Annotated in this window: 20 protein-coding genes; 3 read left to right on the top strand and 17 right to left on the bottom strand. The window is 27.9% G+C overall.

The features are described 5' to 3' along the window. The first annotated feature begins 71 nt into the window (after positions 1-71). Together B2X73_RS00005 and B2X73_RS00010 are read left to right on the top strand one after the other, a co-directional pair. Positions 72-893 (top strand): M15 family metallopeptidase, encoded by an 822-nt coding sequence (locus B2X73_RS00005; RefSeq protein WP_291095383.1) that lies wholly within the window; start codon positions 72-74, stop codon positions 891-893. A 2-nt stretch (positions 894-895) separates the two neighbouring features. Then, positions 896-1,903 carry an MORN repeat-containing protein gene (locus B2X73_RS00010; protein WP_092908569.1) on the top strand — a complete coding sequence of 336 codons (1,008 nt, stop codon included), beginning with the start codon at positions 896-898 and terminating at the stop codon, positions 1,901-1,903. Between the two features lie 23 nt (positions 1,904-1,926). Here the strand turns inward: B2X73_RS00010 and B2X73_RS00015 are convergent, their stop codons facing one another. From B2X73_RS00015 to B2X73_RS00045, 7 genes are read right to left on the bottom strand one after another with little or no spacing between them, the layout of a single operon-like run. After that, on the bottom strand, positions 1,927-2,337 hold the full coding sequence (locus B2X73_RS00015; protein ID WP_291095387.1) for a DUF1810 domain-containing protein: 411 nt from the start codon (positions 2,335-2,337) through the stop codon (positions 1,927-1,929). Between the two features lie 12 nt (positions 2,338-2,349). Further along, the gene (locus B2X73_RS00020) at positions 2,350-2,820 is read right to left on the bottom strand and encodes a hypothetical protein (protein WP_092908567.1); all 471 of its coding nucleotides are present in this window, start codon (positions 2,818-2,820) and stop codon (positions 2,350-2,352) included. A 15-nt stretch (positions 2,821-2,835) separates the two neighbouring features. Continuing rightward, positions 2,836-3,777 (bottom strand): SPOR domain-containing protein, encoded by a 942-nt coding sequence (locus B2X73_RS00025; RefSeq protein ID WP_177190303.1) that lies wholly within the window; start codon positions 3,775-3,777, stop codon positions 2,836-2,838. 10 nt (positions 3,778-3,787) lie between these two features. After that, positions 3,788-5,017 carry an XAC2610-related protein gene (locus tag B2X73_RS00030; protein ID WP_291095391.1) on the bottom strand — a complete coding sequence of 410 codons (1,230 nt, stop codon included), beginning with the start codon at positions 5,015-5,017 and terminating at the stop codon, positions 3,788-3,790. A 20-nt stretch (positions 5,018-5,037) separates the two neighbouring features. Continuing rightward, complete coding sequence (locus B2X73_RS00035) at positions 5,038-5,949, bottom strand: hypothetical protein (protein ID WP_291095393.1); 912 nt, start codon at positions 5,947-5,949, stop codon at positions 5,038-5,040. Between the two features lie 7 nt (positions 5,950-5,956). Beyond that, the gene (locus tag B2X73_RS00040) at positions 5,957-6,736 is read right to left on the bottom strand and encodes a hypothetical protein (RefSeq protein WP_291095395.1); all 780 of its coding nucleotides are present in this window, start codon (positions 6,734-6,736) and stop codon (positions 5,957-5,959) included. 13 nt (positions 6,737-6,749) lie between these two features. After that, positions 6,750-8,216 (bottom strand): hypothetical protein, encoded by a 1,467-nt coding sequence (locus B2X73_RS00045; RefSeq protein WP_291095397.1) that lies wholly within the window; start codon positions 8,214-8,216, stop codon positions 6,750-6,752. 76 nt (positions 8,217-8,292) lie between these two features. Between B2X73_RS00045 and B2X73_RS00050 the strand changes: the two genes are divergently transcribed. After that, positions 8,293-8,607, top strand: a complete 315-nt coding sequence (locus B2X73_RS00050; RefSeq protein ID WP_291095399.1) for a DUF805 domain-containing protein — start codon at positions 8,293-8,295, stop codon at positions 8,605-8,607. A 41-nt stretch (positions 8,608-8,648) separates the two neighbouring features. Here B2X73_RS00050 and B2X73_RS00055 read toward each other — a convergent pair whose 3' ends face one another. The 10 genes from B2X73_RS00055 to B2X73_RS00100 all read right to left on the bottom strand — a co-directional run bounded on the left by B2X73_RS00055 (position 8,649) and on the right by B2X73_RS00100 (position 19,879). Next, positions 8,649-9,542, bottom strand: coding sequence for a hypothetical protein (locus tag B2X73_RS00055; protein ID WP_291095401.1), 894 nt, complete (start codon positions 9,540-9,542; stop codon positions 8,649-8,651). 2 nt (positions 9,543-9,544) lie between these two features. Continuing rightward, complete coding sequence (locus B2X73_RS00060; RefSeq protein WP_291095403.1) at positions 9,545-10,240, bottom strand: hypothetical protein; 696 nt, start codon at positions 10,238-10,240, stop codon at positions 9,545-9,547. Beyond that, a complete protein-coding gene (locus tag B2X73_RS00065) occupies positions 10,240-10,680 on the bottom strand; it encodes a hypothetical protein (RefSeq protein WP_291095404.1) in 441 nt (146 codons plus the stop codon). The genes B2X73_RS00060 and B2X73_RS00065 overlap by 1 nt, the downstream gene beginning before the upstream one ends. Then, the gene (locus B2X73_RS00070; protein WP_291095406.1) at positions 10,680-12,209 is read right to left on the bottom strand and encodes a hypothetical protein; all 1,530 of its coding nucleotides are present in this window, start codon (positions 12,207-12,209) and stop codon (positions 10,680-10,682) included. The genes B2X73_RS00065 and B2X73_RS00070 overlap by 1 nt, the downstream gene beginning before the upstream one ends. Positions 12,210-12,220: 11 nt before the next feature. Beyond that, a complete protein-coding gene (locus B2X73_RS00075; RefSeq protein ID WP_291095408.1) occupies positions 12,221-13,462 on the bottom strand; it encodes a hypothetical protein in 1,242 nt (413 codons plus the stop codon). Positions 13,463-13,473: 11 nt separating this feature from the next. Beyond that, positions 13,474-14,262: a hypothetical protein gene (locus B2X73_RS00080; protein WP_291095410.1), complete on the bottom strand. Its 789-nt coding sequence runs from the start codon at positions 14,260-14,262 to the stop codon at positions 13,474-13,476. A gap of 194 nt (positions 14,263-14,456) precedes the next feature. Continuing rightward, positions 14,457-15,797 carry a S8 family peptidase gene (locus B2X73_RS00085; RefSeq protein ID WP_291095412.1) on the bottom strand — a complete coding sequence of 447 codons (1,341 nt, stop codon included), beginning with the start codon at positions 15,795-15,797 and terminating at the stop codon, positions 14,457-14,459. Continuing rightward, entirely contained in the window at positions 15,797-16,330 is a 534-nt protein-coding gene (locus tag B2X73_RS00090) for a hypothetical protein (RefSeq protein WP_291095414.1), read from the bottom strand. The genes B2X73_RS00085 and B2X73_RS00090 overlap by 1 nt, the downstream gene beginning before the upstream one ends. A 2-nt stretch (positions 16,331-16,332) precedes the next feature. Continuing rightward, positions 16,333-17,100 carry a hypothetical protein gene (locus tag B2X73_RS00095; protein WP_291095416.1) on the bottom strand — a complete coding sequence of 256 codons (768 nt, stop codon included), beginning with the start codon at positions 17,098-17,100 and terminating at the stop codon, positions 16,333-16,335. Then, positions 17,093-19,879 carry a virulence factor SrfC family protein gene (locus tag B2X73_RS00100; RefSeq protein WP_291095418.1) on the bottom strand — a complete coding sequence of 929 codons (2,787 nt, stop codon included), beginning with the start codon at positions 19,877-19,879 and terminating at the stop codon, positions 17,093-17,095. Before B2X73_RS00100 ends, B2X73_RS00095 begins: the two co-directional genes overlap by 8 nt. Position 19,880: the final 1 nt, after the last annotated feature.

Raw genomic sequence — 19,880 nt, forward strand, 5'->3', positions numbered from 1 at the left:
AAAATTCAGGGGGATATCCAGTATATTATTTAATATATTTGTTCCTAGTTAAATAATTATAATTAAATCATTTGAAAAAAATATTTTACACACTTATATGTTTTCCGTTTATTTTTTCATGTAACAAATCTGAAAAAAAAGATCAAGAAAAAACACAAACAAACTTATACAATAATTCTGTCGACAGTTCTGAAATTATTTTGGATGAAGAATTAGCTGATACAATTAAAAAAGCTGAAACAAAATTAACTACAAATCAAGAAGAGTTAATAGGTAAAGGAAATCCTACTTTAGTAAGGAAAGATAATTATGCTTTATTGCCGGAAGCTGCAAAAGCTTTTGACAAAATGAAAGCTGAGGCTAAAAAAGCAGGTTTTAATATACATGTTATTTCTAGTTATAGGAATTTTGATTATCAGAATGGAATTTGGAACAGAAAATACAATTCAAATAGCAAGGATTTAACTCCTGAAAAAAATATTCAGAAAATTATAGAATATTCTACAATTCCCGGAACTTCTAGACATCACTGGGGAACAGATTTAGATATAATACACTCTACAACTGGTATTCCTACGGATCCACTAAATGAAAAACACTTTAACAAAGGTGGAAGTATGGAAAAATTCAAAGAATGGTTGGATAAAAATTCTGAGAAATATGGTTTTTATTTAGTTTACACGAATAATCCAAGTCGAAAAGGATTTAAGTACGAACCTTGGCATTTTACATACAAACCACTTTCTCAAAAAATGCTTCAAGATTACATTAAATTAGATTTAAATACCATTTTAAAAACAGAAAAACTAGCAGGAAGTCAATCTTTTACTCCAGAATTTATTAATCAATATAAAAAAGAGCAAATTCTTGATATTAATCCCGCTATAAAATAATCATGAAAAAAATATTTACACTACTTCCTATTCTAGGAGTAAGCCTTTTATTTGGACAAGTTCATATTAATGAATTTGATATGAAAACAAAAAATAATAATGCTGAAATTTTTATAGAATTAAAAAGCGCTCAACCCAATTATTCTTTAGACGGTTATCAACTTGTTTTTGTGAAACAAGACGACAAAGATGATACTAAGAACTATTTGTATTACAAGATTAATCTAGTTGATGTAACAACAGACAAAGATGGTTTTTTAGTGATCGGTAGCAAAACTGTTAATCCACAGCCAACGGTCACATTTAATACTAAAATCGCTGAAAACACTCCGATGATTGTAGGGTTATATTATGGTGCTGATACTATAAAAATGTATGAACATAATGATAATTTGAAGCTTATAGAAGGTTTTGCGTATAATTATGATTCCAAACCTTTTCCTGCATTTTATACTAATATTGCTGATAATACTTTTTCTGACATTGATGATAACTTATCTTTTCAACGAGATGAATATTTTGATTTTGTTACAAAAAAACCAACACCTGGATATGATTTTTATAACCCAAAAGTAACTTTTTCTGATGATGAATATATAACGGATAGTGTTCCTGAAAAAGTGAAACCTGAAATTGCTCAAAAATCATCAACTAATTTCAAAACAAGTAAGTTTTATTTTCCTGACGGAAGAGTGTTAGAGGGATATTTTCCGAATGAAATACATACAGGAAAAGGTGTTTATACCTTTACAAATGGAGATTCTTACGAAGGTGATATTGTAGATGACGAAATGACTGGTTTTGGCGTTTTTAAATGGAAAAACGGCGATCGTTATGAAGGAATGTTCTTAAAAGGCGTGTTGAACGGAAGAGGAACTATGTATTTTACTGACGGTGATCGATACGAAGGTTTCTTTAAAAACAATCTTTTTCATGGAAAAGGAAAATTACTAAAAACAAATGGTAAAACTGAAGAAGGAGAATTCTTCGAAGGAAATATAAAAGAATAAGAGGCTAATAAGCCTCTTATTTTTTATTTGATAATTAAATTTAGTGTGTTAGAATCTAATTCTCCGTTAAAATATTTATCTAAAACCAACGTAAATAAATTGTCTTCATTCTTTTCAATAAATGCAAAAAGTGTCATACAAGATTTTAATTTGAGATTATCAGGAAAGTAAAAAATATTTTCAATTTTTGTTTCATTACTTTCTATCAACACTTTTGTAATTTGCTTTAATCTAACTCCAAGAGTCGAATCATTTAAATATTCATTTGCTTCGTCCAAACTTTGTATAGAATAATAATTAGCCGTTTCACTAGAGCCAAGTCCTTTGTATTGTGGAAAAATAAACCACATCCAATGAGAAATTTTTCGTCCATTCTTCACCTCTTGTAAAGCTCTTTCAAAATCTATTTCTTGGGCTTCTAAAAATCTATTCAAATTAAATTGCATTTATTGTAAATAAGCCGTTTCTACCCAACCTTTGGATGTTTTGTTCTCCGAATTTGTAAACTCTACATAAGCAAAATCTTTTACAACTTCTTGTACATAAACAATTTCATTTGTTGTAAATCTTGCTTTTCGTTTATCATTAAAATTTGGCGAATTATAAAAATGTGCAGGATAACGATCACTTGCAATTACTCTATACTGATTATAAGGCTGAATATGAGAAGCTGAACTTTCTTGCTCTTGCATCGCTTGTTGTTGAATCTGCTTTTCTTCGTCTAATTTCTTTTTCTCATTAGCAACATATTGCGCATTAGAGTTAACCTTTCTATTTTTTTCTGCTAATTCGCTTTGTTGTTTTAGCAGCTCAAGTTCTTTTACTTTTAACTCCAACTCCTTTACCTTTTGGTCTTCTTTATTAGAACAAGAAACCGTTGCTCCAAAAAGAACTGTAAGTAGAATTATATTTTTCATAGAATTATATTTTATTTAATTATTGGTTACAGTAACTTTTCCGACTCCATTAATTTGAACTCTTTTAGGTTCTTGCGAGACCAAAAGTCCATAGGCATTTTTATCTTTTTTCCTGTATTCTTCTGTTGCTATTTCACACTCTTGTTGTGTAGAAAATGGTCCAATATAAACACTGTAAAATTTAGCACCACTTAACGAAGCATAATCTGGTATCCATAAATAATTTGCTTGATAACCTTTATTTTCTAGCTTTATTACTTCGTTTTTTGCATCCGATTCAGTTTTTACTGCAGCAACACTTACCATATAAAAAGACGATTCAATATTCGGACTTACAGCTTCTACTAATTTTATCCAACCGTAGTCATATTTGTATTTATCAATAATAACGTGTTCATCATTTATCAATAATTTATTTTTTCGATCAAATCTTTTGCCGAAATAATGAAATTTGTCTGACAGAAAATTATCCCGTTCAAAATCACCTTGATCTGTTTGTAAATAGTATTCGTAAAAAAATATTTCTCGATCAGTTTCTTTGCTGTGATATATTGCGATATCATCTTTTCCATCAAAATTATAATCGCCAACTACAATGTTTCCGTCATATAATTTATCACTCCATTGTTTTGAAATATTATAATTTTTGGACAACGATTTTACTTGGTCACATTGTTTGTAAAAATTAATTTCTGAAGCTATTATCTTAGGTTGTGTTGTAATTTTTTTTAGGATATTGTTCTTCTTGTCCGTAATTTGAACAACAAATTCTATCGCTCCATTTGCAATGTTGTTATCTTGATTAATTTTGAAATTTACATTAAACTGATCGGATAAATTGTTATAATCACAGTTTAATTGGGTGTTTTCTGAAACTACTTCACTTACATTTTTCTCATTATTACAGCTTGTAATCAAAAGAAAAATAGTTACATATATTAGAAATTTCGTATTCATTAAATAATAATTAATTACTGAAATTAAAATTAGGATAACCATTATCCCCTATAATTTTTATCCAACCTGTAGTATAGTTTAGAATATAATAATCAGATTCTGGAAAAATAATTTCAGACACTTCAGCCCATTGCCCTTTTTTATTTCCAGTAAAAACAACGTAATAATTACCTATATCTGGGTGAATTTGTCCGATTAATTCTGATTTTGAACTTGGTGATTTTCTCACATTCATAACTATTCCATTTGGAGAAATATACATTTCATGATTTACAAAGTAATCTATAAAACTCTCTGGTTTGAAATTATATTTTTTTAATTCTAATGCATTAACATAATATGTTCCAGAAACATCTAATTGTAGAAACAAGCCATTTTTAGATTTATAAACCAATGAAGAAATTTTAGTATCACTATTATAAAGTTCTTTAACCTCTAAAACATTATTACTGTTTTTTGAAGCAAAATTTTCCCATTGATTAAATTCTACATTCCCAACTTTTTTAAAATTAGAATCATAAAGTGAAATAATTTTCGAGTTTTCTCCTCTATTAAAATTAGTAATTAAACCTCTTTCTGGAGCATTCGGAAAAGGGTCATTTACTTCTTCTGTCATTGTCCAGGAATTGTTGTTGTATGCATATTTTTTTATAGCAGATTTATCTTGTATAACAATTGTTTTACCATTCACATCATATTTTTTACTAAAATAATCGGTATCATCAGACAAAAAATTATCTATCTTAAACTCGCCACTCGCATCTTGTAAATAATAATTGTAATATGCTTTGTTGTCTTGTTTACGGTTATAAACCGCAAAATCATCTTTTCCATCAAAATTAAAATCTCCTACAACTACATTACCATCAAAAGATTCTATGTCAAAACTCTTCGCTAAATTATATTTTGTTGCTAAGGATTTCACTTGATCACAGATCTTGTATTTATCCAATTCATCCGTTGAAATACTAGGTTGAGAAACAATTGTTTTCAAAACTTTGTTGTTTTTATCTAAAATCTGAACCGCATAATCTACACCAGCTGTTGCTTTTTTGGGATCTTTATTGATCACAAATTTCACGTTAAATTGATTGGATAAATTGTTGTAATCACAATTTAATTGGGTATTTTCTGAGATTATATTTTCAGAAGATCCTCCTCCAATTTTTTCTTTAATTTCATTACAACCCGAAACCAATGTCCCAATTGCTAGGTATAAAAATAGTTGTTTTGTCTTCATAAGTTTATTGTGTTATTTTGTTAATCAATGTATAATTCTGTGATTTTACCATTTTTATCAAATTTATAAATACCGTAATAAATCACATTTTTTTCGCTTCCACCATCAACCTGATAGTTGTGATTAATCTTTACTTTATAGGTATTATCAGCAATTTTATTAATCGAAGAAATTTCTTTTTCTTCATACGTTATACTCGACCACCAATCGTTGTAAATCGATTTTAATTGACTTTTTGAAAGGTTATTTTTCGTTTTATATCTTGAAATTTTTGAAGAAAATAAATCACTCAAACCATTTCCATTTTTATTATTCTCAAAAGAAATAGATTTTTGAAGAATTGCTTTTGCTTGATCTTCGGAAAACGAAACTTCTTTTTTGACAGGAGCTTCATTAACCACAATTGGTTTTTCTATTTCAACTTTCTTTGCAAATTCTGGAGTTTTTACCTCTTTTTTTTTTGCTTCCGTTTTCGTTTCATTCTGATCAGGAAATTCTACCGAATTTTCCATTGGTTGAGTTGATATAGAATCTTGTATTTGTTCTTGAGAAACAGAAATTGGTTGTTCTTTTTTATCAGATTTTAAAAACCAATAACCTGCACCTAATAAAAATAATAAGGCTACAACTCCACCGATCATATACAATTTGTTGTTAGATGATGGGGTATTTGGATTTAACGAATCAATTGTTGAACTATCATTGGTATAAACTTCTTCTTCATTTTGAATACTTGTTTTTCTAAAAGATTCTTCAATAAAGTTGGTGTTTTCATTAATGACAAATTCTTTGATTATTCCGTCATAATTAATGAAAATCTTTTGTCCTAAGTAATCCTCTTTATCAATTTCAAAAGGCGTTTTTCCTATTTTATCAAAATTTTGATTCCTTACAATTGCTCCTTCTGGAACAGAATTTATACTAATTTTCATGTTTAGTTTATAATTTATTGTCTATGTAATTAATTAGCCCATTTTCATTGAATCGAATATAAATAAATGGAAATCGTTCTACACGGACATTGTCTTTATTTGTATAGGTATATTTTAAATCTACTTTATAAAATTCACCTTCTTTACTAATTGAAAGAATTTCATTTTTTGGATCTTGGATCTTGGCAGAACCATTATAAAATGCTGTATTTAACATCGTTTCTGTAATTCCGTCAACTTCCCAATAATGTAAATTAGTTAAATCAAAAAGTGATTTTAAGTATTGATAATTTTTCTGATCTTCAAAATATAAATAATGTTCAATTTTTTGTTCATTTGATATCTTACTAAATTGTTCACTTGTTAATTGTTGATGGATATCCATTGTAGGAATTTCGCTTTTAGAATTCGACAAGAAATAAACACCTCCACCAATCGCTAAGAGAAACAAAACAAGTGCTACCCAAATTAAACTATTTTTTGAAAATTTACTCTTTTCTTCTGTTTGAATTGTAACAGATTCTTCTGTAACTGAATGATTAACAATTTGAGTTTCTACTTCTGGTTGAACTGTAATTATTGGTTCTTCTATTTTCTCAAATTCTACAAAAACAGACTGTGTTTCTTCTGTAATGATCATTTTCTTTGAATCATCACCGTAATTTATACTTATAGATTGATTTAGAAAATCTTCTTTATCAATAAAATTTGGGGTTTTACCAATAATATCAAAATTCTCATTTCGTATAATTGCTCCTTCTGGAAAAGAATTAACTTGAATTTTCATCTTGTTCTATAATTTAGTAACCATCATAATAATAAACCGAAGAATCTACTAGAATAACTGAAGGATCAACTTCAGCTACTGCAGAATCAACAACAGAATCATCATAATAATATTGATTAGGTGTAGAATCATCTACGACTACAGAATCAACAACCGCTGCAGCAGAGTCAACATATGCCGCCAGAGAATCAATAACCATAGATTCTTCTTCAGAATTATCTCGAACATAAAAATCTGAAAACACTGCATTATTGTACAAAATAACTATAATCATTGCTACAAATAACAATCCAACATACCACCAAAAAACAGAACGTTGAGTTGTATCTACATATTCAGATGAGTCTTCGACTTCTTTAGGTTTTGGTACTTCATTAGTCACTGCTGAGTTATTAAAATCAACAAAAACATCATTCATTCCATAATAAATATCAATTTTTTTGATATTACTTTTCTCTGTAACAATAATTTGAAAAGGATGATCTCTTTCTTTAATTTCTAACGTATAAGGTGTTCTGCCAAAAACTTCGTACTCACTATCTCGTACTGTTGATCCTGTTGGCGAAGATGTAATGACAATTTTCTGTACTTTTTCATCTGAGCGGGTATCTTCTGGTAAATTTTGTACTGAGTTTTGTACCGGATAATCTTCAGCATTATGATCATTTGAAACTTGATTTTCTGTTTTTTCTGGCTCTACTAAAGCTTCAAAATCAAGGTAATTATTTGCTGCTTGATTCTCATAACTCTTGATTAATGAATAAGCAATAGAATTTTCAATTTGATTTAAATCTTGCGAATTAAATGTAAAAATTAAATTATTAGACTGAATTGAATTATCAGTTTTAGCAATTTCTAATGCACTTAGAATCATTGCAAAAAACGCCAAGTCTTTGTTATGTAAATTGACAAAAGAATCTTTATTAATATTAGTTGTCTCAAACTCTGGAATGTATAAATCGTCTAAAAACGTCAATACTAATTCATTATTAGCGTTTACTCTAATTGTTTTGAATGTTAAATTTCCATGTGCAAATTGCTTTACTTTTAATTGAGAAGATAAATCTTTTAGATCATTTTGAAGTTTTGATACCAATTCTGGCAAAAAAGAAATATTATCAAAATAAGTATCTAATGAAATAGATTGTTGATCATCTAATAAAACAACAGAAGAGGTTTTACCATTGATATTAATTTCATTTTCTTTAAACTCTAATTTTGGGATAAAACTAAGGTTATAATTTCCGATTATTTTTGCTAAACTTTTGTATCTATTTTCAGCATTTTTATTCAGATCTGTGAAGCAAACTAAGATACATTCTTTTCCATCTATTTTACATTTTACATGTAAGGTTTCTTCTCCTGAAAACAATAAATAATTGTTCTCTGAATGTAAAATTTCAACATTGGTTAATGATGAAAAAAAATCAAGTTTATTACTCTGAAATACTTGATTATACGTCAATATATCTGGTTGCATATTTTTGTCTATTTAGTGTTGTATTTTCTCTAAAATTAAATAATTTATTTTATATTTATCAGTATAAAATTTAACTATGTTTTTAAACCCATTTTCTTTAAAAGGACGTATCAGGAGAACTGAATATTGGTTAACCAATTTAATCTACTCAATACTTTATATTACCTATTCAGTTATGATTACTGAATCCCCATATGATTCTCCAATAATTATATTTTTTGGATTATTATTTCTTCCTTTTTTTTGGATTTTGATTGCACAATCTGTAAAACGTAGTCACGATATTGGTAACAGTGGTTGGTTTAACTTAATCCCTTTTTATGGGTTATTTTTACTTTTTGGAAATAGTGATGATGGCGATAATAAATATGGAAGTAACCCCAAAAGATAATTAAAAGTCTCTCTAAAATAAGAGAGACTTTTTTGTATTATTTATTTCGGTAATTCTTCTTTCTTAGCTTCTTCAACCAAAGGTTTCGTTTTATCTTGACAATATTTCTCCTCAATAAAAGTGGATTGATTAAACGATGTAGGATTTTTCTTGACATCATTAATCTTATCTACTAAAAATGGATTGAACATCTTATCTTCATTCATTAATTCATTAAATTTAATAATTGGTTCTTCCGTTTTCTTTTTAGCGATAATATTATCAAAATCCTTCGATTTGAACGTAGCAATAGAAATACCTGATTTTATAACCCCTTGTTGTACTTTCGTTATAACTTCTGTCGCATTACACGCATTATCTTTATAATTAACCAAAGCTTCAGTTATAGAGTTTTTATCTACTTCTACTTTTGATGTTTTATCAAATGTTGGTAAATTATGTAGTCTTGCAATCGCAGACGAAACTTTTACCGAATCGTATTTCTGTTTTAGAATATCTGTATAAACTTCATCCATTGCCTTTAGATAATCTGTAAAAACAATTGATTTTTCAGCTCTTTTATAAATTTCTGAATTCTTATCTTCTGCTGCTAAAATACTTTCTACCATTAATTGTGCTTGGCTAATCGTATTTTTATCTTCTTCCTTTAAAATTTTAAATCCTTGCGTTTTGAAATAATCATCAGAATAAAAATTGTTAAACGTTGAAATAAAATATTTTGAATTTACTTTTGTCAAAATATCTTTTAACTGTTTATTTTCGACTTTCAGTTTTTCTAATTCTTCTTTATCTTTAGAATTTACAACTACAGTTTTTTGTTCATTTTTTGTTTCGACAATCTCAGTATTTTTCACTTTATTCTTATCTCTTTTATCCCCTTTATTTTGAGCAAAAATGATACAAGGTAATAAGATTAAGATGTATTTTATTTTCATAATTATTCAAATTCTACTTCAACACTATTTAACTTTCTTTCTCTGTCGTATTCTTCAAATCTACTTTTGTACGAATTCAATTTAGAAACTGCATTTGATTTGATACTCGTAAATTTTCCTTTTGACTTATATTGATTATCTAATCCAGGCATATTTTCAGCTTCGTTTTTCAATGAAGTGTATTTTCCTGTAGAAAAACTTGCCAGATTTCCATTGGTAAAAGATGTTACTTTCCCAGGAAACGAATTGGCATAATAATCGTATTTCGGGATTTGAGTTTTATAAAAATCTATTCTAGCATCCTTTCCTATCGCTTTTTCTAAACTTGACAAATAAGACAAAACCGTATTTTTATCTCCATTTCCTTGGTTAAGGAAATAATCAGCCTTGTTAAATACATGTTTTTTGTAAACACTATTTAATTCTTCTGTTAAATAAATTACTGATGAAGATTCTATCAAACCTTGTTCTTTTGATGAATTAATTTCCATTAACAAGGTTGAATATTGCTCTGGTTGAAAATTATCTTTTCTGAAATTTTCAATCTTTTTTTCTAAATCATTTTTATTAGAACCTGCTTTATTATTCACCATTTCTGGTCCCGAAATACTAGAACCTTCAAAAACTGTAATTCCACCTATCAATAACAAACCGATGACAATTACACTTCCTAATATGATTAATTTTCTTTTTTCCATTACTGTAAAATTGTATTAACCTCTAAACCTCTTTTATTTTCTGTCTCTATTTTTTTAGGAATAGAATTTTCGATTTTCACCTTTTCTATTACTTTTGGTTTAGGGACTTCTATTTTAGACTCTATAATTTTGTTTTTTTTCTCAGAAACAGTAGGACTTGAATTCTTAAATTGAATCTTTTTTTCTTCTTGATAAATTGAATCTTTTTTCAAGGCAGACTTTATAGAATCGTTTATTTTAATTTTTTTTAACTCGACTTCTTCTTTTTTTTCGAATTCTTTTACCCGATTTTCTAATAATTCAATTTTCTTTTCAAACTTTTCTGCTGTCCCTTTTTCTCTTTTTGAAATTGAATCATCATCAATCATCATTATCCCACACATAAAAATAAAGCTTGAGAACAATGCACTTCCTAATATGATTAAATTTCGTTTATTCATTATTGTAAACCTATATTTGGTTCAAGGCTTTTTACGGTTTTCACTTCTTTTACTGTTTTAGTCTTTTCTTCAGCCTTTGGTTTAGAAACTTCTGTTTTAGGTTCAGTCGCATTATTATTTTTAGGTTTAGGAGAAGTTACTTTATCTGTATTATTTGTAGAATTAACATTGTTATCAACGGATGTATTTTCTTTTGGGGAAGTTGTAGTTGTTTCGCTATCATTAGGTAATTTTAAACCTTGATATTTTGCTTCTTCTACAATTTTATTCCATTGAATTTCTGTAATATTATTGCTTTTTAAAAAGATTGAAAGATTGTCCTTATTTAACCTTTCTAATTCTCCTTTGTTATATAATTCATCAAATGACTTATAATATTCTACAGATTTTTCATCTTTATTTTTGAAATAATAATTTCTCAAACTTGGGCTAACAGTATCTATTTGATAATAATCATTATTAATTGGCACTTTTTTCCCTCCAAAAGAAATCGTATCTTTTGAGTTATGTTTTACTATAATAAATGTTGGCTCGTATAAAACATTACTATCTTTCACTACTTCTTCATTATTTATTTTTTCAACTTCAGTATCTTCTTTTTCTTTAAAGAATTTATCATATGAGAAATATCCTCCTATTCCCAATGCAAAAACGCCTAAAATTGCTACAATAATAATTGGTGTGTTATCTTTTTTGGGTTGAGTTGATCTTGGTTGGATAGGTTTAGAAATTACAATAGGTTTTCTTAATTCATTAAAATCTGCAACTGGAATATTTTTCTTTTCTGTTGTAGAATATTTTAACGTTCCTGCTAAACTTGATGGATAAATTATTTTAAAATTTTCTTGACTAACTGTTCTAAAATCAATTGGTAGATTATTTTGTGTAATTTCTCTTAAGATATGGTCAGAATTATCAAAGTTTGCCTTCTTTGTTTTGTAATCATTAAAGGAATCTAATCCATACGCTTTCACTTGATCTTCTGCTAATGATTTTGTAACATCAAAAACATAGAGTTTTTCTATTGTAAAAACCTTTTCATCGTTCAACTTTTCTGTTAAAGCTGTAAAATTATTTGGATCAAAATAAGCGACAAATTGTTTTTTCTCTGTCAAATAAAGAAATGATTTAACTTCTGTTCCGTCCAATAAATTTTGAATTATTGTATAATCTTGTCCAGCTAAAGTATTATTGTTTTTATGTTCTAAATATTTAGCTTCAATTTTATCAAAAAGACTAATCAGATTAATTGGTTTGATAAACTTATTGTTGAAATATAATTTGATTGCATAATAACCAGAACGTCCAAACTCATCGGTAACATTAGGGTTAACGTAAGTATATACTTTGTATGATTTTGTAACCTCAACACTATAAAATTTTGATTGATTGACTAATTGCGTCGCCAAAATTCTTTCGTCTTGCGTTGTTTGGATTACTTCACTATTATTACTATCTAAATCAGAAGAAATGTATTGTGTGTTTAACCCTGACGTTGTTTCTTGTATAATTATTCCGAATTGATTCATAGTTTTTTAGATTAATTAAATAAACTCCATTTTCCTCCTTTTACAACAAAAGAATCTTCTATCAAATTGTTTAGCACAATTGAAGAATAGTTACGATTAAAATCTTCTACAATAAATTCATAACTTACTTTACCAATAGAATATGGTAAAACTTTAATTTTAAATTTATTCTTTGACTCATCTCTGATACTCGTACAGTTATTTAATAAGTTTTTGAATTCTTCATTCAAAAATTCATATGCTAAATCAACATCCGGACGATTATCTCCATCATATCGACTTTCTTTTATAGCATCAAATTTATTAGCAACTAAATAAACTGCATCAGTTTGATTTAAGATTCCGCTACTTTTGAACATATTAAGAATATTCACATAAACTAAACTTTGATCTAAAGCACTTTTAGCGTCAGCATAATTTGTATCATGTGCCAAAGAATCAATCACAAAAATTAAAATCTTTTTGTTAGAATTTTTGATGTATTTCAATAAATCGTCCACATTCGCATTGTTGAACATATTAACATACAACTCTCCTGGAACCTCAACGACATTAAATGGATGTTTCTTTTTATTATCATCATTTAAAGACATTGCTACATAGTTATATGAACCCGAAGCGGTAGCATTAGGTAAAACACCCCTTGATAAATCTGAAACGATTTGCGTTTGATAAACTGCTCCATCATTACTGTAAGTATCTGGCAAAAGAATACCTTCTTTATTCGCAACATTCAATAAACCTGAGAGCATAGTCGATTTTCCTGAACCTGGTAATCCTACAAAATAAACATCTGTACGACCTTCTTCCATCGGCGGTAAATCATCAATTTTCTTAAAAATAGTTACGCGATTAGAGTTTGAATAATATTTGATTGAATTAATTATCCTTTGAGAAATTCCTTCATCTTCTAAATCATCAAATGAGATATATCCATTGTTTATTTTATTTCTTATCTCATCAACCGTAACTCTTTTACGAACAACTTTTTTAAGAAATTCATTTTTTTCTTCTTGAATTTTAAATTTAGCTAATCGTTCTTCTTCTTCTTTTCTAGCAATCTCTGCTGCTGCGCGTTCTTTAGCCGCTTCAAGATTTATTTGACCTTCAATTTGGCGAATTTTTTCTACTGTTAACCCAGCTTGTTTAAATTCTTCTATAGAAATTTCTCCTTTTTCTATTAATGAAATAAGATTAGAAACTTCTAAAGTATTTGCATTTTGTAATATGATTCTTTTCTGTACGTCGTTCATGGTGTTTTCTTTTATAATTCTATAGATCCTCCGTTATTACTTGATCCCTCTTGCATTTTATTTGTCGTATTATTATACGATCTTACTTTTTCTGTAAAAAATGGAATTAAAATAAAACCATTGATCAATAACACAACGATAATTGGAAGTATGTAATTTGGGGTAAATTTTTTATTAAATTCATTTGGAGTGCCTAATGGAAGGCTTTCTTTGTTGTAATTAATTACAATAGGAGAATTATCAATCGGAAATTGTGCTATTTTTTCATTAATTAAATTGATGGATTGATCTATATAATCATTCAAAGTAGAATATGTACCTACTAAACTTAATCTTTTCCAGTTAGTAAAAGTACTTTTATATTTCTCCGTATTTTTCTTCGTTATTGAATCAAAGTTAGCGGCGTTTGTTTCTATATTTTTGATGATTGGTGTCAATTTAGCGTTCGCAACTTGATCAACATTAAGATACGTTCTGTCACTTAAAACCTTTGCATCAATACTATAAGGTTTTGAAGTTAATTCATTAAGAGTACTATTAGAACCTGTGTTTTTATAACTTTTAAGTTTAGTTTTAAGATCATTTTCAAAATCTTCTATTACTTTTTTAGAACGGTCTTTGTAAATAGTTGTCGCACTATCTACAATTGTTAATTTTGATAATGCATCGTCTTGAATTTGTTTTTTAGCATTGAATTCAACATTCACAAAATGTGACATCAAAACAAAACTAACGAAGAATAATCCAATGTAAAAAAACCACAAAACAGATGAAGAATGAATAAATTTATTTTTAAACATTAACTCCTTGTTCTTAGCTAATAATTGAACTAAGAAATAGTAACATATTATAATTAATGTACTTACTAATGCACTGAATATAATATTCCCTTGTAAGATATATAATAACCCTAAAAAATTCGCGATAAATAATATTAATAAAAATATCGACGATACGATATCTACAAATAAAAAATTCTGTTGTTTCATTTTTTCTAAATTGATTTTATTCTAAGTTGTTTTATACTGTTGACTTCTTCTGTATTCTTCATCAATAATGACATCACATCATTAAATTTGTAATTAGGATATTTAGATTTTATTAAACCTATAAACCCACTAATAATTGGTGCTGACATACTTGTACCGTCTAAATATTCGTATTGATTATTTGGTTTAGCTCCATAAATTTCTTCGCCAGGAGCATAAATTGTATTATAATTTCCGAAATTACTAAAACTCGCAATGGTATTTTTACGGGAAACCGTACCGACCTTAATTGTTTGATTAGATCGTTGAAAAGCATCAAGACCTGTTAAGACACTACTATTCCCTGCAGCAATTACACAAATAGAATTTCGTTCGTTTGCATAAAGAAATAAATCATTCCAAAACTCTTGTAAATCACCTGCATCAGAATTGATTACTTCCTTTTGTTGTTGTAAAGAAAGATTTCCCAATTCTAACGGAATTTCTGATCCTAATGATAAATTAATAACAGCTGCTTTATTTTTTACCGCATATAGAATAGCATCAATCACATAAGACATCGACATTATTCCATTTTCGTCCTCAACTTTTATCGGCATATAATCACAATTTGGACATATACCTTGATACCTATTGCTGTTACCTACTGCAATTGATGCAACGTGTGTACCATGATTCTGACTAGATGGATTAACCTGATTTGTTTTTGAAATAACATTATAAGACTTTACATCTTTTCCTCGCAACGATTCGTGCTGGGTATCAAAACCATTGTCAATAACCGCAATAATTGTTTTTTTTGTTCCTAAAGTTGTTCTCCAAGCATTCCGAATGTCTATTTGATTCATAAACGGAGCTTCTTCTTCGTTTATAGCAACATTGTTATTTGTGCTTTCAAAAATCATCTCATCCCAAACAAGCAAACTGTCATTCTTCATATTTTTCTTAACCTCATCTTTAAAAATTTCTCGATCTAAATCGGGTAATTTTACTTGAAGACGATTGATGACAGAATCTATATAAACAATTTGATAAGTAGAATCTTTGTAGACTTTTTTCAATTCATCTGCAAATTGATAAATGTCTTTCGACTTATTTTTTAATGCAATATTAACCAGGTTGGAAACGATTCGTCTATTTGCAATAGAATCTATAATTAAATCGTCTTGATTAATAGGTTGTAATACATGTACAGCTTTATCTTGTCTATAATCAATCTCTTGTTGTGAAAAATATTTTCCATTTGAAAAATTATTGAAGACAACCCACCAAAAAAAAACACTTACAATCACAAAAAAAATGATTGAGAAATAATAATAAAAAGGGTATTTAATTTTTTCTTTCATTATTGTGGACAGTTAACAACATATTCCCACATTGTACCAGCTTCTGGTGCAGACATTTTTACTATACATGTATTTGGTTGACCAGGTAACGCTTGATAATTGAAACTTAAATTCCCTTGTCCAGAAACCAAATTTGTTGAAGTCGCTACTATTTTTCCGTTGTAGATAACCTCAATCTTATCTGGAACATCCATCATATCAAAATTTATAACTACTCTACCAGGTGAATTTCCTAGATTATGAGTTGTCTCTGTCATACCTTGTCCTCCAGATTCTACTTTTGCGTTACATTGTACTGTATTTTGCTTTTCACGTAAGTTACATTGCGCTAATTGTTCCTCCAGATTCTTGATATAACGATCTTTTCCTTTCAAACTTTCGCGTGCATCAACTAATTCAGTGTTTTTCTGATTAATTATATCTTGATAAGGTTTAAAATTAACCTTCCATAACAAAGCATATATCAATAAGCCTAATAATGAAAATAATAGGATGTAATATAACCACCAATATTTATAAAAAAACTTGCTCATAATTAAGAATATAACAATGATTTGTAAACAAAAACTAAAACAATAAGTACGAGTAAAACGATCAGAAACCACCAATAAGTTCCAGCAAACCATTTCAGAAACTCTAGAAAACCTGGTTTTCTTTCTAAAGACTCATCTTTTGGAAATTCATCCTCCTTTTCTATTATTTCTTCTGGTAATTCTTCTTCAACTTTTGGTTCATCGATTGGTAAATCTTCTACAATTTCATCCTCAAGAACCGGTTCATTATTTTCACCAATTGGCTCTGTTATGTTTTCTACTATTGGCGTATTTTCTTCAATAATTTCTTCTTCTATCGGAGGATTAGCTAATTGTAAGGCAGGTTTATAAATTTGGCTATTTTCAAATTTCCATCCCCAAACTATAGAAATATCTTTTCCGTTCGTATAAATAAAATTATCTTGCTCATTGAACACTTTTTCTAAAATCTCTGCCCAATTAATCGCATCTTGATCGCGTTGAGATTTAAAATTTTCAATACGTTGTTTTATAACTTCTAAAAACTCATAATATTTACGATAAGCAAACTCTTCGTGTTCAGAACCTTGTGCATTTACAAGATTTGGATAAATTGAAAACCATTCTATATTATATCCACTTTTAATTGGTTTTGCTAATAAATTGCGGTATTGTTGATCTATATTAAATGTCAAAAAATTCGTAATTCTATCATAATGGTTAAACAGATAATTATTATCATGCGACAAAGGCAAATAATGATCTGTTGCTATTTCGTAAAATTTATTCATACTCTAGTTGAAGATTAAAATTAGTAAGGTTTTGGATGTATGATTTCAGTTGTAAATTTGCTTGCTCATCGTAGTTGACAAAACCACAGTTCACTAGCAAAGAAATTCTCAAAAACTCAATCCATTTATTATATTTTTCTAACATAATTGCTTCCGAATTCAAAATTGCAGACTCCTCAAATAAATCAGATAAATCATTATTTGGTTCTAAATTAAATTTTTGATAATTAATAAATTGACGATAATTCGGCATTTTATTAATTTCTGAAATTTCATCTTTTGAAAAGAAATCTAAGTCAAAATTGATGGTAATATCATTGATTATAGTAGAAAATGTTTCGGCTAAAAACTCTTCAATACCTCTATTACTTTCCGTTTCTGAAACAATATCATTTAGCACTTTTGTCAATTTACTTTCGATATTTCTATTCTTAACAATTGAAAATAAATGATCGGCTAAAAAGACAATACTACTTTGAGATAATCCATTATTTGTAAAATATTGATAATTAGAAAAATTCATAATCTTCGATTTCCAATTTTCAAAAATCAACTCAGTATAAATTTCTGGTTTAGATTTTGAAACTTTTTGTTCAAACAACTTCGTTTTATCAATATTTTGATGGTGTAAAAAATCTTCAACTTCTTCACTCGTTCCTAGCCATAGACTAGATTTTAAGATTTCTATTGCTTCTTGATAAGATTTTGCATTTTTTAATTCTGGATATTGAAGGAACAAGATATTGCTTTGATCAAATGAATTATTACTTACTTGAGAAGAATCAACAACAATATTTTCGTTCAATAAATTGAAATTTTCTACCGTATCTGTTCCAATAATTTTAAGAAAAGAATTGAATGCATTTGTGTCTTTCGTCAAAATATTATTGAAGGAAAACTGAAATGTATTGGTATCCTTCATTCGATTTGCTCTTATCACTGAAACATCATCTGAATGTACAAGTGACTCTAAAAACGATTTTATATCAGTAATTAATTCGTTTAATTTATTCAAATAATAATTTGTCTTCGTATGATTATTTGAAACTAGATTAAGATTGTTGATAATACGTAAAGATCCGTCAGAATTGAGAGATGTAGAATCTTCCCAAACATCAGTTGGATTTTTAAAATGTTTATTTACGAATTCAAAATTCTCAAAAGATGATTTTAATGCATTCAAGTAATCAACTCTTTCAGGTTTTAAATTGGTTTCTCTACCTTCAATCTCAAAACCGTCAAATGTATCTGAGGAATATTTATAATCGCGTAATAAGTAAAAGTTTTGGAAATGATGATTCATCAACGTCCATTCTGTATCCCAATCTTTGGTTTGAGTAACAATCTCGTTTTTAAAAAAACGATTAAATCGAGTATCCCATTTGTAGTTTAAAGAATCTGAATCCTCTTTGTAATGTAAATCGTTTGTTATATCAAATTTTAACTGATTATTGAAAAATGTAAAAATTACAAATAACGGTGGAACTTCTGTATTTTGAAGCGCATTAGATCGTTCAATTTTATTTTCACCGATGTTATTTTTTATCCAATTAAAAAGTAATGCAGGAATCTCATTAACATCTAATTGTTTGTCATTTGTACAAAATAGTAAATTATTAATACTATAATTATCGGAATATTTATTGAATAGATAAGAAACCTTACCTCTCAACAACATATCAGGAATTATTTGGTTATCAATATCTTCTAATTCTATTGCCAAACGACTTCTTGCACCAGGAAAATCTAATAAATCTGATTGTTTTAAGAATGGTTTTTCATCCACCAATTCTTTTGGTACAGTAAAAATCAATTCTGACGTTAAAGCTGTAATCAACGATTGTAAAATCTGTACAACTTGTCCATCTTCCGTTTTAACTTGTGTAATGACAGATGATGTATAAATTTCTTTTAGACGTTGTACATCTAAGATTTCTCCTCCGCCACGTAAAACCTCATTAAATTTGATAAAGGCATTCTTAGAAAAATTAAATTTGACCAAAGAATCAATCAACAAACTATACAATTGATTTAGATTATCATTCTTTAACCATAAAATACTAAAGATAGATAACCATTGATTCTGCGAATAGTTTTTAATAATCATACCAACACGTTCAAAGAATTTAGATTCTCGTAAGCTCTCAAATAAAATGGTATGTTTTGATAAATGATTTTCGAAATATTCTTTGATTTCTAAAACATCAAAATCTGTTAAATAATCTTGTTGATTATCAGAGATATTTTGTTCTAACTTCTCTAGATGTTCATTCAAATCGGATAAAGCAACATATTTCTTGATTTTTTTGAGATCAAGAAAAAAGCTATCTAAAACGATTATTAAAATATCTTTTGCGGATAATAATTTTATCTGAATAGGAAAATCTGGAAATTTCAAGTTTTGATCTATTGTAAATCGTGTTACAACTCCCGTACTTTCTGCACCTACACCTGGAGGATTAATATCTTTTAAGAAATCATAATCTATTTCATTATTTTTTATAAGAAATGGTTCTCCTTCAGAACTTAATAAATTTTTTATTAGATATGATTTCCCAACTTGACTTCCTCCGAAAACTGCCATAACAGGCTTAGATTCTATATTCTCGTAAATTCTGTGAAATACATTTTTAGAATTTTTTATTTTTAAAAGAAACTGATCTTTTTCTTCATAACGTAGGTTTTCATTTCCCCAATTAATAAGCTGATCTAAAATAGAAACATTATTTTCTATTCCAAGTTTTATTGTATTTATAAATTGATCTGAATAGTTTTTCATT

This window comes from Empedobacter sp. UBA7252, from assembly GCF_002472765.1.
Classification (GTDB): domain Bacteria; phylum Bacteroidota; class Bacteroidia; order Flavobacteriales; family Weeksellaceae; genus Empedobacter; species Empedobacter falsenii_B.